Below are 15,019 nucleotides of genomic sequence, written 5' to 3'. Positions count from 1 at the left end.
GTTCCTAGTAAATTTTTGATATGCTATAATCTTACGTGTCCGTGATGTGATGTCACAAAGCTATAGTTCCTAGTAAATTTTTGATATGCTATAATATGAATTATAAAACCCGTTGAAATTACTTAGTTTCAACGGGTTTTAACTTTCTAAAAAATACTCAATTGTGATGAATTTATAGTCTTTTCTTGTTTTTTTGGCATACCTACTAAGAATTTCATTTCTGAAAATTGTTTTTCTGTTATCTTTAAATATCTAACTGATCCTTTTGATGGTAAATTATTTTCTAATCTATTTAAATGTTTGTTTATCCCATCTATTCCATTACATATTCTTGTATAAACTGAATATTGAAGCATGATATATCCATCGTTTAATAAAAATCTTCTGAAATTTTGATAATCTTTCCTATCTTCTTTTCTAACAACAGGCAAATCAAAGAAAACTAATATTCTCATAAATTTATTACTCATAAGAATGATATTCTAAATCTTTTATAATAGGAACTTTTAATAATCTAAAGTCTTTATTATTTACTGCTGTCTTATAGGAAGATATCATTTTATCTATTGCATTTAAAATAGAATGGTTTTTATTTTCTATTATACATTCATAATTTAATAAATTTACTAATTCTATTCTATGTTCTTTACATAAAATATCATCTTCTTTTATATTTTTATATACCCATAAATCCACTATTGGTCTAAAAGGTTCTATAAAATCATCTGCCAAATTAAATTGATTTAATTCATTACAATGATGAACCCCTAAACATGGATTAAATCCATACATTACAAGTGTCCTAGCTATTGCACTTCTAAATATTGTATATCCATAATTTAAAGCTGAATTTATACAGTTCATATCATCTTCCCTAATAAATTTTTCTCCAAAAATATTTTTAAAATAATATTTTGCTCCAATAGCTTCTTTATTTCCTTTATCTCCACTTTCCACACTTTCAGATAATTTTTTTAAGAATTCATTGCCATGTAAATCTAATAATTTTAGACATTCTCCTTGATTATATATCTTTTGTTTTATTACTTTTTGCCAAATCCTTTTATTAAATGAAGCTGTTAAGTTTAGCTGTTCCTTTAATACTTTAAATGATTTATAATGAGTATTTAAAGGCATAACTAATGTTGTTGGTAAATGCTTATTATCACATATTATTGTGGCAACTCCATACTCACTTAATTTACTTAATAATCTATTTGTTAAATTAACAGAAACCCCTTCAATAACTAAAACTGAAATATCTTCTATTGGAATTAAAAATTCATTTCCATTATTTATTAATAAATTATTATTTTTTAAACTTAGACTAGCAGAATTAGAAATTATAATACTTCTGAAACTCATTTTATCTTTTTCCTTCTCTTACTTTATAAAATTTCCCTAATACATTTACTTCATATTTATTAAACTCTATAACTCCAGTTTTAACTCCTATACCTTTATATTCATCAGAAGAATCATGTTCCTTTATTTTTAAAGTAGAATTAGATCTATCAAATCCATCATAATATCCAAAATATCCTGGTTTCTTCTCATATCTAAGTTCTATTAAATCATTTTTATATAATGAAAACTTAAATTCATAGCTATCATCCATTTCAATCCATTCACTTTCTGGTTTTGATGCAACTGCCGCTTTATTTGGTTTAATTCTATTTGCAATATGATATCTATAAACTGGAACTATAAAATATTTTTTATCTTTCTCGTAAACATCTATTCTAACCATTCCTTCTTTTGCAACTACACCTTCATTGAAATCTATTCCATCTTTAAATGGAACATCTTTAACTATTTTTACACTCCTAACTATTGGTCCTAATTTTCCTGATTTAGTTGGTTTTCTAAATTCATCTGCAAAAGCTTTTTTAGCATCAAATTTAAATTCAGCCATTCTTTTTTCTATAGAATCATATAAAACTTTATCACATTCATAATTATAGAAATTTTTTAAATCTTTTTCTTTTAAATCAGTTAGATTTACTTTTGATATAAATTTATTTTCTTTAAAAGCTTTTTTTGAATATACAGTTTCTTTAAAAATTTTACCCTTACTTTTTCTAAAAGGAACTCTTGAAACAAATATAGGTTTTATGTTTGTTTTAATAAATTCATCATCATAAGTAGATATTTTATTATTCATAAGTTCTGCTCTTGGATTATTACTTAATCTTATTTTTAATTCTTCAGTAAACTCTTTCCATGGCCTTGGGAAAAGTTCTTTTCTTTCTTCTCTGTATTCTTCTAAATTTACAACTTCTCCTGTTTCTATATCTATAAATTAATCTGATTCTCTTATTCCTCGTAATTCTCTTGCCTTGCTATATTTAGATATTTTTTGAACTAATCCCTGTGTTGCAACTGCAACAACCGCTGCATCTAATGCATGATGTTTATCTCCATCTTCACGAATTTTAGTAAGTCCCCAATAGCCTCTTAAAATTGAAGTAGCTCTTCCATTTATAGTTATAACCTTTTGTTTTCTATCACTTTCCTTAAATTTTAGTTTATTATTTATATAGTTAGCTATATATTTACAAATATATTTAGTATCTTGAAGATTTCTTGCTTTCCATTCTCTCTCTTCTTCTTTAGAAACTTTTTTCTTTAAAAGGTTAGTTTTCTTTTTATAATTCAAATGGCTTCCTTTAACCCATACTTCAAATCTATTCCAACGTTCTATATTATCTCCAAAATATTCAAAAGGTGTTCTATTCCCTTTTCTTTGATTTTCTTTTCCTAAAACTAAAACTTTATTTGATAAACTATCATCAAAACATCTACTAAAAGGTATAATATGATCTATTTCACAATATCCTTGGCTAAACAATTCATTTATACCTATTTGTTGCTGTGAATAAGCACACTCACAATTTTGCATTTGCCATAAACGATATTTTAATACTTCACTATATGTTGGTTCTTTTCCGAATAAATCTTTTAGTTCTGTTCTTATCTTTTCTATCTCTACTCTGTTTTCCTTTTGTTCTTTCTCAATAGCTTTTCTATCTTTAAAATTTTTAGACAACTCTCTTGCTAATTCTATATTTATTCTTATAGGCGAATCATATTTATCAATAATTGCATTTACTACCTTTCTGCTTTGAGCTAATGCTCTTTTTACAACTGGATTGACTATCTCATGTATATCTATTACAGGTAACTTTTTAAATTTTTCTCCTTTATAAATTGCCTTGAAATCATATCCTGCCTTTTCACAAGCTTCATTATATTGAAAACCTTCTTTCATAAAAGGTAATATCTTATTTATTGCTTTTACTGATAAATTGTTAAATTTACTAAAGGATATATCTATAACACTTTCTATTATTTTTTTATCTATATTTCTTTTTATTAGCTGCTCTTCTATTTCCTTATCAGTTTTTCCTAATGTAAGAACATAAGCTATATTATTTAGCATATCTTTATTATTTTTAATTTCATTCCAATACTCTTTACTAATTCCTTTTTCTATAGCTCTTTTTATCTCATAATACCCACTTAATGATACAAATTTAGTATTTTCAGTCTTAGAAACATCCTTATCTATACTATAAGTTAGAGTAGAAAATCTACTATTTTCATCTAAATTTAATAATTTTCTTAAAGCTGAATATTTAATTTCTTTTTTGTTATATGCTTCTTTGACTATTAAATCTCTTTCTTTATTATTTAATTTTCTTTTTTCACCATCGCATACTATAGACAGTTTATTTATATTATCATATAATACAAACTCTTCTGCTGAAATACATTTTTTAGGAGCTCTTTTTACTCCTTTTTCAAATGTACAATATCCAACAAACTTTTCTAATTTATCAAAATCTGAATATGGTCTTTGAGAATCAAATATCTCTAGATACATATCTTCAATTTCAGAACTTGCAAATTCTGCTCCAAAACTTCTTTGTTTTTCAAATAATATATTTATCTCTTCTCTAATAATCCCTCGTGATGTACACATAGTATATTCACCATATTTATTTCTTAAAGCTTTATATGCATCATCTGATTCCTTAACTCTTTTATATATACATTCTCCTATTGTCCTTGAATTATTTTCTTTCATAATCTCAATATTTTTATTTATGCTACTTATTATTGCTCCAGCCTCTTTTTCTTTAGCTTCATTTTTTCTGTTAGATTTAAAACCTCTTCTTTTACATAAATTAATTAGAATCTTTGCCCATTCTTCATTAGTAAGTTTTGAATCTAATCCTTTGACTCTTGCTTCCCATACACTACATATATTATTATCTTTAAATAAATTATCTAGTTGATTTTGTGTAAGAATATTTTTTTCTACTATTAAACGCTTAACCCTTTTAAGTCTATAAGCTCTCCTTCTAAGCAAACGTCTTCTTCCCCTTGCTAGTCTTCTTGGTAATGCTAAAGATGCCCCATCTTTAGGATTTTCAGCAGCATTAAAAATTCTTACTCCTAAGTCTTCAATTCTATTTAAATCTAAATTAACAACTGCCCAACCAACTGATGTTATTCCAATATCCAGTCCAATTGCATAATTTAGTTCTTTATCCATAAAGTTGCCCCCAATCTATTCAAAAAATATATTTTTTTACTTTTATAAATAAAAAGATACCCCCTAAGCTCATTTATATGAACATAGAGGGATACTTTACGGCTTAATGCCTTGCTATAGTAACTAGTTAAATTTTTGATATGCTATATTATTTTCCTAGCTGTTTTATATAATTATATACTAAAATTGTAATTTTTTCAACAATATAATCTTATTGAAAAGTTATTGTATTTGCTCTGTTCTATAAATCATCCAGTAATTCTTCAACTATCGAAACTTTACCTTGTCCATATAATTCTAAAAAATAATCTAAATAATGAAAATAATGTTTTAAGTTACATTGCTTTTATTATTTAATATAAAAGTTTAATAGAATTTTTAATATCATTATTTGATACTATTTTACTCAATTCTTTTAAACTATTATATGATAATGTATTCTCTTTATAATCATGTATATTAATATTTGAAATATACTCCATAGTATTCTTAAAATAACCCTTATCTTTGTTATATGACAATTCACAGAGATTATTAAAATAAGTAGATATAAAATTTATATTATTTAAAAAAGATAATTTTAATTCATTGTTTACAACTAATTTAGAATTTTTAATATTAATATTATTCCAATCTTCATAATCAAGGTTTACATTGTTTAAATAAAGATTGAAAATTCCATTATACTTATAATTTTCATCTATATTATTCCCTTCAAATAAGCGAATTTTATTAATATTAAAATATGAACCTTTACCATCTATTATTTGTTTTTCATATACAATACCATTCCTAATAACTAATTTATTGTAATTTAAATTTTTTAAATTACTTGATTCATTAAATATTTTTTCAATAAAGCTTTTTAAAGTTATTTCTCCTTTTAAAATTTCTTGATAATAATAAATTAAATCATTGCGTCTTTTTACAAAAATATTTTTATTCATTGATTCTTTTAGCATCTCTACTTCAATCATTGATTGTTCTATTCCAACCCTTATAATTCTTTCAATATTTTCTTTCATTAATAAATCCTCCTATATAAATTTTATATGCTTTAATTTTAATATAATTTATATATTAATTTTGGGGTTTTATTGAAAACTATAAAAAAACTATAAAAAAACTATAAAAGCCGTAGAAATTAACAAGTATAATTATTATCTAATTTTTTCTGCATTTATATAAATTTCTTTTCCACTCCATAAACCTCTTGGCATTTTTACTACTCTTTAATCTCTTTTTCAACCTCTTTCAAAGAAAAAATTGTAAGAAACCAGCATATCAACACATTGCTCATAATAATTACCTCCAATTCCCTTTAAATGTAATAACTTTTTATATTATAAAACATAACCCAATTATATGAATAATCTATTTTTTATTTTTTGATATTTCATCTTGATTAGTTACAGTAAAATGTCCAACTGTATCATTAAAATTATAACCAGTAGGAGCGTCAATTTCTTTATATTTATGATTTATATTTTCATCTAAATTTGTTATATTACTATCCCTATTTATTCTTCGTTCCATTAAATCTAATTTATCTTCCCTCATGCTATCCCAATCTCTATCCATCATAAAAAATATGATGCTTCCTAATGATAAAGTTAATCCAATAACTATAACAATAGTTAGAATAATTAATGCCATTTCCATATTAATTCATCCTTTCTATTTTCTAAAAATATATAGCCCCTCAATATATTTATGCCTGTGAGTTATAATATTCAATAAATTTATTTAGGCTAATTTTCATTTCTGATACCTTTTCATTAATTTTATCAGTTTTATTATTTTTCAAATCTATAATTAAACTGTTTAGATTATTAAATAATTTTTTTAAATTTAAAGAATTACCTAAATCATTTATATTATTATTATATATTTCTTCTAAATTATATAATGTATTTTTAGAAACATTATTATTAATGCTAATTTCCTTATTTACTTGATTTAAGTTTTCATATAAATTAATCAATACTCCAAATTCGATTGAATTGTTTAAATTTATTACTTCTTCAGAAACACCTATAGGAGAAATTTTTTCTAGTAATATTTTTGAATCAGTAACTTGAAATATATCTGTTTCAAAAAAATTGTATGGCGTTGTAATAAAATTTGATGAAACTGAATATGAAGTTCCATTTTCTTGTTCAATTGTTTCTTGTTTAATTAATATTGCATTTTGATTTGAGCAGTAGCTATCAAATACATTTACCACAACTAAACATATTATAACAATAGATAAACTAATAATTAAACTCTTCGAAAAACTAATAATTAAACTCTTCTTACTCATATTGACTCACTCCATATCTTTATACTAATGTATAATTATTAATGCGAAACCTATTATTGTTATAAATATAGGTATTATTATTTTATTATCATCAAAATTAGCAATCTTTCCTATAATAGAACCAAATATACCATAAATACCTAAAACAAACATAATTAATCCTAAAATAGTTACAAGTATATTAACTAAAATCATATAATCACTCCATATTTTAAAATCTAAATATTGTCTATCCATTTATTATTTTTAAAATCAAACTCACTTAAATTTAAATCACTACATTTATCTTGTACATCCAATGGACATTCTTTACAATTCTGCTTAATAAGCATACATATATTCTCTCTAGCTTGTACAATACTTGCTAAGTTTCTTTCTATTTCTAATATTTTTGATTTACTTAAACTCATTTTAATCCCTCCTATATTTTTAGGCCAACGATTCTAAAAAACTTAGTTACACTATTATTCTTTATATCAACTGTTTAAAATTTTTAAAGTATCATTATTTAATCAATTTTATCCTTGGTCTAAATATTTTTGCTTTTCCATTATCAAATTCAACATTTCCTGCGAAATCTATATCAGTAATAGTATGTTCACCTTCATTGTCCCAATCCGATGAATATGATCCACTACCACCTTGCAAAACAATTACTTTATCACCTACATTAGCGCCCAAACTTTCAATAAATTTTTTAACTGCTTTTATGTTTTTTTTAGAAATACTTAATGCCAATAGTAATGTAACAAATGTATCGCCAATAGCATTAAATATATGCTTATTAGTATTATTCATAATTCAAATAATTAATATTATTTTGATAGTCAAATATAAAAATTTTTATAACAAACAATAACCTTTACACTCTATTAATAGACACTTATAATATATAGTATTATAATATATTTAACGTAGGGCAAAAGTTGATGTTAGTACCTTTAAGAAAAATCTCTGTATTTTTCAGGACTTTTTGTTAAAAATAATCTCAAAATTAATACTTTTTATTAATTCACTATTTTAAAAAGAGCTTTAATACTATATTTAAGTATTAAAGCTCTTTTTAATAAATTTATATTAATAATACATTTATAAATAATAACACAAATAATTATTTATACTTTTATTATATTTAATTAGAACTATTACCATATTCTTTATATATATTTTTTAAAGTATTTATGTTTGAATTTATATTACTAAAATCTTCGTTTAAATCAATATTATGTGTATTCATATTATTGCTTTTAATTTTTTCTATTATATCTTTCAAACTTATAAATATACTATTAGCATTTTTGTTGTTTTTAACATAATTTTGATTATAGTTATTATAATATAATGTACATAACTTCCCTAAGCTATTATTAGAAAACTTATTATTTACATAGTATTGACTTTGAATCTGATTTATGTCCTTTTCTACTTCTAATATCAATCCTGTATTTGCGTTAACAGGAGCTGACTGAAATATTCCTATAGGTGTATTATTTGAAAGTAAATTGGAATTTACTCCTTGTAAACTTTCTGAATCTTTAAATAAATTATATACATAAATACTTGCAAAAATATCTATTATTATCAGCAATGCTATACCAATCAAAGGGACAATTTCATACCAATTATAATAGCTTTTTTTATTTTTTAAACTATCCATATTTATACTCCTATAATTTTCTATACATTTAATTTTTTTCAATTATTACTCTATAATCTTTATTTTTACAAATATGAAGTATCTCATATTCTTTCCCATTTATATTAACCTTAGCACCTTCCTTTTGTTTAGATTTCATTAACCCATATTTCTCCATATCTTCTTTATGAATAATTAAACTCATTCTTATACTCTCCTTAAATAATTTAATATCTTCTTATATTAAATTTAATACTTTTTATATCTATAACTTTATTAAACATCTTTGATTTTTAAATTTACCTTTTTTTCTTTTATCTAACTTTCTTTTATATGCCTGAGTCGCATAATATTTTACCGTATCTTCTTTTATATTCATTTCTTTAGCTATTTCATATATAGTTCCTATGCTTAAACAAACTTCTCCCCTATACAAAGCATAAATTTTCATTTTATCTCCTCCTATGTATTTAAAAATTATTCAACTTATGTATAATTTAAGTATTTATGTATTTATTTTCTAAAAAAATTATACCACCTTTTGTTCATAAATAAAAATATACAATTATGTTTTTTAAGTTAATAATAACTATTTTTTATTGACTTATTCAAAAATCTCAAATATAATTTAATGATAATGTTAAAGAAGTTTTTTAAGGATAGAAAGGCTTCTATCACGCTACAATCAAGTAGTTGCCAGAGATGTAGGGTACGCCGTCCTACTATTTAACTTTATTTTTTTTGTACTAAAAAAGACTTGTGATATTATCACGAGCCTTTTTTTAATTTTTTATATTAAACTAGACAAACATAATTTTTGATAATATAATAATCTATAGCGGATTAAAGCAATGATTAATATCTTTTATAAGTCCTATCTAAAATGATAGGGCTTTTTTTATTATGTAATCTAACATGTTAATAAATAGTAGTTTAATGTTATTATTTATTATTATTAAATTGAGCTGCTCTTAATTTAGCTATATCATAGCAATTAGTTATGATTGCTTTTTCAATTTCTTGTATATCAATAACAGATTCTATTATTTCATGTTTTAAATTTTTCAGATTCATAGTTTTATCACTTATAAAGTCTAATTTCTTTTCAACTTCAGAAAGTTTAATGTCTAGTTTATCAAGTTTATTGTCAATTCCTTCTAATTTATTACTCATTTCATATAACTTATCTAAAATTAATTTTTCCATAACAATACTCTCCTTTATAATTTTCAATTATTATCAAAATTGTTTAAAATAAAAAATAAAACTAACTACTTTAATTTTTATAGTTAGTTTTAACATAGCGATTTTTCAGACACAGCTTTATGGAAAAATTTTTCCATATGTATATTATTATACTTTTTTTATATTTTGGTCAAATTTATTTCTGTTTATTTTTAATTTATATTTTAAACCATAAATATGAAATACAATAGTTAACATCAATATAAATATTAATACTAATGATTTTCCTATTTGTATGTTATTAAAGACTATAGTGCTGTATATAACACATATTCCAAATAAAAATCCTATTATTGATAATGTAAGTGTATATTTCCTATATTTAATTTTAATTTTTTCTGTTAAAACTGAAGCCATTATTAATATGAATACTAATTCAATTAATCCTAATATTATTTCTATTAAATATTGATTTGTCATTTTTTCACACTTTCTATTTTGATATGATCTCTTTTATAAATTTAATTGTAACACTTACAGTATTATCTCCATTTTTTAATATTGAGAATTTATTTTTATCTAAATAAAGCTCTTCTGGTAAACTAATTTCAATATCATTATCTAACTTAAGCTTAACTTTCTTAAATTTCTGTTCAACCCATTCCCTATCTACATTTATTTCAGTATCTTCTAATTTTTCTTTAATTAAATCATTAAATTCTTCCCTTATTTCTTTATCTCTAAATATTTCATCTGCAATATCTTCAGTATTTATTACATCTTCATCTTTTATTGTTCTTCTTAAATTATCTCTACATTGCATAACCTCTATTGGATTCAAATCTCTATTTTTTAAGAATTTTTCTGTTATTTCTATGAAATCTTTAGTTTTATCTCTATTATTTTGAAATATTTCACAATCTAAAAATGTATTTGTGAAAAAATCACTTCCATACTCTTCACTCTTACTCTTTGTTCTTTCATCTAAAACTAACAAATCACAATCAATAGCATTTCCTTTTAATATAAATGCTGCTTTCTTTATTTTGTTTGAAGTTAATCCTGTATCTTCAACTAAATTAACCCCAATCTCATTATTTTCATTATCAATTATATGCTTAAAATTATATATATAATCAATCTTCATTATTCCTATAATTGGACCATTCTCTGTAATTAAATTTTCAACTATTATATCACCAGATGGAATTAAGTTATTACTATTCATTATTGCTTTCATTTTTTCACTTATTTTCTTTCCAAGCTCAATAATATCTAATTTGTTTTCAAAATATTGATTACATAATTCTTTGATTCCGAACTCTTGTTCATTCTTCCAATTTGCATATTTTAATTTATCACTCTTAAGACATCTTTCTGTATGTTTATATATAAATTTATATATATTTTCTTCTGTGATATTTAACTTTTTATTATTATATATTTGTTCTGCTCCGTTATTTTCTACTACATTAATAACAGCCTCATTTATATTTATATCTTTTATCATATGCTTTTAATAGTAAATTATACTATTTCTCCTCTTCCTTTCTTATACCCTGTTAAGGGTATTTTTTATATTTATAATTATATAATAATATATTCTTTTATTAAAGAGTTGTCTTTACATGATTTGTTTTATTAAACATTTATTAATATTTATTCCATTTATTATGTACAAAAAAAGAGTATAATTTAAATATATGATAAATCTCAAGTTACCATTTTTTAATTAATCTTTTTTCAGGTTCTTTGTTTTTATATTTTTGAAAAATCCTCAAAAATCCTTATTACAAAAAATAACTAGGTAAAATTCTATTTTGCCTAGTTATTTTTTAATTTAGTACAAATATCTAATATTTTTGATTTATCTATTTTTAATAGAATAAATATCATTATATTATAATTTCCTATATATAATAATATTTCAATCTATTTTTAAATTTGTATAACTATAATTTATTTCAATTTTTTCTTATTTTAAAAGTTTCTTCCCTCTCATTCCTAATCCATAACTTCTTAAATATCTATCTTTTTATAATTGATTAAAATATTTCATTATTCTATTATTCTGATACCTAAAATTTCTTCCATAAATTTTTGCCAATGTACTTTTTTTATTAATCCATATTTATTTATCCTTTTTAAAATTTCCACATATTTTTTTTAAATTCCAAATATATCGTACATTTTATCAATCCCTCTTATTATTTCTTTTACCTTTTTTGGTTTTATCCCTCTTAAATTATACCATTTATCACAGTATTTTTTTGTTTATTTTTCTTTAATTATTTCTCTAACTTTATTACCTTTTTTACTTGATTGACTAAACTACTCGAATTTTTTATAAAAAATTTTTTTTAACTCTTTTAATCTAATACTTTATAAGATATTAAAAATGTCGACTTTATTTTTTTAAATATAAAAAAAGTCGACATTTTCAACTCTAAAAGTCGACATTTATTATTGCAAAAGTCGACATTCTTATCTCTAAAAGTCGACATTTTTTATTCTAAAAGTCGACTTTATTTTTTGATATTAAAATACCTTTTTATATATTTTTCTTCAACGATTTTTTTATTAATGTAACTCGCACAAGTTGTTTTTTTGAATCTGAATATTTGTAAATAATATCCAAATATCACTAGCATCATTCTTTAAAAATCCACTTAAAACTATTATATCAACATAAGGTTTCATAAAATAATTATCAAAATCTTATATCATTACCTCTTTTAATTTTTATAATTTAATTTTCTTTATACTCTATAACATTTTCCTCTATTTTAATTTATATATTTTTAATTATTTAATATCTCATTTTAAATAAAGTATACTTCATTGTTATTATGTTTATTTATCATCTTTTCTGTACTATAATTCCTAATTTATTACAATATTTATATATCTAAAAAGTTATGAACTAAATTTCAAATAAAAAAAATAGATATAGAGATATTCCCTATATCTATTTTTTTAATTAATATTATACTTATTTTTTAATAAAAATCTCTAGCCATATCTTTCATTACTTCTTCTGAATTATCTTTTTTAGAGTAATGAAATTCTTTTCTAATCTTAAATTCTTCATCCTCTTTATATTTTTTATATCTTTCTTTTATCATATGTTTAAATACTGTTGTAAAATACGCATAACAAGAATCTTGTATTTTATCTGAACCAATTTTCTTAAATGTTATTGCAATACTTTCACTTAATATTCTTCTCATAACTTCATCTTCAATAAATGATATTTTTTCCTCAAAACAATAGTCTATAAATTTATCATATATCTCATTATCAAAGTCTGAATCATATGGATTGCCTACAGCTTTATATTTTTCAGCCATAGTTATTGGTTTATCTTTTTTCTTATTATATTTATTTTTTGTTACATCTTCTTCATCTGATAAAAAGTTCAATATATCTACTGCAACTAATTCTTCTAATTTATCTTCTACCATTTTTTTATATTCTTTATCTAAAGATTCATCTTTAACTAACTCTTCTAATTCTTCTATACTTAAATTATCTATATTTATCGTCTTATCCTCTTTTAAGCTTGCTTTATCTTCATGAGAATTTTCATTATCTTCAAAATCTTCATAATCTACATCTACTATATTTTGTCTACTTCTTATCTTATCAGCTAATAACGTTAATATTTCTAACTTTACATTTTCATCATTTACTGTTTTATCATCTAATAGTGATTGTAATTCTCTTTCTGTAAGTTTATCCCCTTCACCGTTCTTTATTAACTCAATTGCATCATTAACATTATTTTCTTTCTCTTTATTTTCTCGTATATAAAAATTTAATCCTGTAACCTGTTTACCATTTTTTGAATATTCATAAGCAATTACAAATTCAGAAATTTCATTTATTTCCTTCACCGAAGGATCTAAAATTCTTCTTCTTATATTTGCAAAATTATTTTTATATGAAGCTTTCTCATGTATATCTAATTCCACTTTAAACCTATCTAAAGTTATATATTCTGATTTCTTCAAATTAGCCCAACTTCTTATAAATTCATATATTTTCATTGCATAAAAAGTTTTAAAATTATATACACTAGATTTTAATAGCTTACTAAAATTACTTTTTTGGCTCTGAACATATTTAAAAATATACTCATCTAGCTCTAATGTTACTACTGAATAATCTAATTCTCCTATAAGCCTATACCATTGGGTACTTACATATTTTCCATTTATAATTATATCAGGATGCTTTTTTTGTAACCCTTTAAGCATATTCCAAAATTGTTTTTTAGTTAAATTTTTATTTATTACATCTTTAAATTCTCTAAGCATATTATCAAACTCAAATACAATTTTATTTGTTTCATATTTATTTTCCTGTATATATTCAAATATCTTATATAAAAACTTCTGCTCATTAGCAGTAACAGTATAACTTCCTCTAACCAAATTATTACTTTTAACTATACTTTCATAATTTCCAATTTTATTTAAGGTTAAAATATTATTCTTCACCTCTATTTTATTTTTATTTTTCGAATTTACTTTATCTGCCTTATTCATAAAATTACTTACCTCTTTATAACATTTGTTTAAATATATCATAATAATGTAAATATGTCATTTCTTATTATCACGATATAAATATGCCATTTTATATTTTTATATCATATTTAAGTTCCCTTTTTGTACATATAAACTCCCTTTTTGTACATTTGAAATTCCCTTTTTGTACATTTTACATACTTAATATAACATTTTTATAGTAAATGTCATATTTCAATATAATTTTACTCCCTTTTTGTACATCTGAAAACAATAAATATAACATTTATTTTTTTAATGTCATGTTTGTGTAAAAAAACTCCCTTTTTGTACATTTGAAACTCCCTTTTTGTACATTCATTTTTAGATTATTCTTCCTTTTAATGAAATAAAAACTTGGTAAATATATTTTTTTTATTTTTGTATTTTAATTTAGAATAAAACTTTTTCAATTAAAATATACATAAACTAACTATTTTTATATTATCCACAGCTTATCCACATCACTTTTTACAAATTTCTCACTATTTATACAGTTTATTAATAACTTTAAAATTCGCTCCCTTTTTGTACATTTAAAACTCCCTTTTTGTATATATATTTCTCCCTTTTTGTACATTTAAAACTCCCTTTTTGTATATATATTTCTCCCTTTTTGTACATTTGAAACTCCCTTTTTGTATATATATTTCTCCCTTTTTGTACATTTGAAATTCCCTTTTTGTATATATATTTCTCCCTTTTTGTACATTTGAAACTCCCTTTTTGTATATATATTTCTCCCTTTTTGTACATTTGAA

General features: G+C 22.3%; 17 protein-coding genes. All 17 read right to left on the bottom strand.

Translation table 11 applies throughout. The features are described 5' to 3' along the window. Positions 1-146 precede the first annotated feature (146 nt). The 17 genes from cas2 to HMPREF1092_RS15720 all read right to left on the bottom strand — a co-directional run bounded on the left by cas2 (position 147) and on the right by HMPREF1092_RS15720 (position 14,237). Positions 147-455 carry a CRISPR-associated endonuclease Cas2 gene (gene cas2, locus HMPREF1092_RS15785; protein WP_002599693.1) on the bottom strand — a complete coding sequence of 103 codons (309 nt, stop codon included), beginning with the start codon at positions 453-455 and terminating at the stop codon, positions 147-149. Positions 456-462: 7 nt separating this feature from the next. Then, positions 463-1,365 carry a type II CRISPR-associated endonuclease Cas1 gene (gene cas1 / locus HMPREF1092_RS15780; RefSeq protein WP_002599692.1) on the bottom strand — a complete coding sequence of 301 codons (903 nt, stop codon included), beginning with the start codon at positions 1,363-1,365 and terminating at the stop codon, positions 463-465. Between the two features lies 1 nt (position 1,366). Then, positions 1,367-2,164, bottom strand: a complete 798-nt coding sequence (locus tag HMPREF1092_RS17600) for a hypothetical protein (protein ID WP_002599691.1) — start codon at positions 2,162-2,164, stop codon at positions 1,367-1,369. Between the two features lie 138 nt (positions 2,165-2,302). Then, entirely contained in the window at positions 2,303-4,561 is a 2,259-nt protein-coding gene (gene cas9, locus HMPREF1092_RS15775) for a type II CRISPR RNA-guided endonuclease Cas9 (RefSeq protein WP_002599690.1), read from the bottom strand. Between the two features lie 353 nt (positions 4,562-4,914). After that, positions 4,915-5,586, bottom strand: coding sequence for a hypothetical protein (locus HMPREF1092_RS15770; protein ID WP_002599689.1), 672 nt, complete (start codon positions 5,584-5,586; stop codon positions 4,915-4,917). Positions 5,587-5,935: 349 nt separating this feature from the next. Beyond that, positions 5,936-6,223 (bottom strand): hypothetical protein, encoded by a 288-nt coding sequence (locus tag HMPREF1092_RS15765; protein WP_002599688.1) that lies wholly within the window; start codon positions 6,221-6,223, stop codon positions 5,936-5,938. Positions 6,224-6,272: 49 nt separating this feature from the next. Continuing rightward, on the bottom strand, positions 6,273-6,866 hold the full coding sequence (locus HMPREF1092_RS15760; RefSeq protein WP_002599687.1) for a hypothetical protein: 594 nt from the start codon (positions 6,864-6,866) through the stop codon (positions 6,273-6,275). Positions 6,867-6,890: 24 nt separating this feature from the next. Continuing rightward, the gene (locus tag HMPREF1092_RS17360) at positions 6,891-7,061 is read right to left on the bottom strand and encodes a hypothetical protein (RefSeq protein WP_002599686.1); all 171 of its coding nucleotides are present in this window, start codon (positions 7,059-7,061) and stop codon (positions 6,891-6,893) included. A gap of 23 nt (positions 7,062-7,084) precedes the next feature. Next, a complete protein-coding gene (locus HMPREF1092_RS15755; RefSeq protein ID WP_002599685.1) occupies positions 7,085-7,276 on the bottom strand; it encodes a hypothetical protein in 192 nt (63 codons plus the stop codon). 94 nt (positions 7,277-7,370) lie between these two features. Beyond that, positions 7,371-7,604: a hypothetical protein gene (locus tag HMPREF1092_RS15750; RefSeq protein WP_144054979.1), complete on the bottom strand. Its 234-nt coding sequence runs from the start codon at positions 7,602-7,604 to the stop codon at positions 7,371-7,373. 394 nt (positions 7,605-7,998) lie between these two features. Then, the gene (locus HMPREF1092_RS15745; RefSeq protein ID WP_002599683.1) at positions 7,999-8,523 is read right to left on the bottom strand and encodes a hypothetical protein; all 525 of its coding nucleotides are present in this window, start codon (positions 8,521-8,523) and stop codon (positions 7,999-8,001) included. Between the two features lie 28 nt (positions 8,524-8,551). Further along, positions 8,552-8,707, bottom strand: coding sequence for a hypothetical protein (locus HMPREF1092_RS17355; RefSeq protein WP_002599682.1), 156 nt, complete (start codon positions 8,705-8,707; stop codon positions 8,552-8,554). A gap of 60 nt (positions 8,708-8,767) precedes the next feature. Beyond that, on the bottom strand, positions 8,768-8,953 hold the full coding sequence (locus HMPREF1092_RS15740; protein ID WP_002599681.1) for a helix-turn-helix domain-containing protein: 186 nt from the start codon (positions 8,951-8,953) through the stop codon (positions 8,768-8,770). Positions 8,954-9,444: 491 nt separating this feature from the next. After that, positions 9,445-9,708 carry a hypothetical protein gene (locus tag HMPREF1092_RS15735; RefSeq protein ID WP_002599680.1) on the bottom strand — a complete coding sequence of 88 codons (264 nt, stop codon included), beginning with the start codon at positions 9,706-9,708 and terminating at the stop codon, positions 9,445-9,447. A 147-nt stretch (positions 9,709-9,855) separates the two neighbouring features. Further along, positions 9,856-10,167: a hypothetical protein gene (locus HMPREF1092_RS15730; protein ID WP_002599679.1), complete on the bottom strand. Its 312-nt coding sequence runs from the start codon at positions 10,165-10,167 to the stop codon at positions 9,856-9,858. A gap of 13 nt (positions 10,168-10,180) precedes the next feature. After that, complete coding sequence (locus HMPREF1092_RS15725) at positions 10,181-11,197, bottom strand: nucleoid-associated protein (RefSeq protein WP_002599678.1); 1,017 nt, start codon at positions 11,195-11,197, stop codon at positions 10,181-10,183. 1,489 nt (positions 11,198-12,686) lie between these two features. Then, the gene (locus HMPREF1092_RS15720) at positions 12,687-14,237 is read right to left on the bottom strand and encodes a replication initiation protein (protein WP_002599677.1); all 1,551 of its coding nucleotides are present in this window, start codon (positions 14,235-14,237) and stop codon (positions 12,687-12,689) included. Between the last annotated feature and the right edge of the window lie 782 nt (positions 14,238-15,019).

It is taken from the genome of Clostridium thermobutyricum (assembly GCF_000371465.1).
GTDB classification, from domain to species: Bacteria; Bacillota; Clostridia; order Clostridiales; family Clostridiaceae; genus Clostridium; species Clostridium thermobutyricum.
Note: the sequence above shows the minus strand (reverse complement) of the source record. Positions and strands in the feature narration are given on the sequence as shown.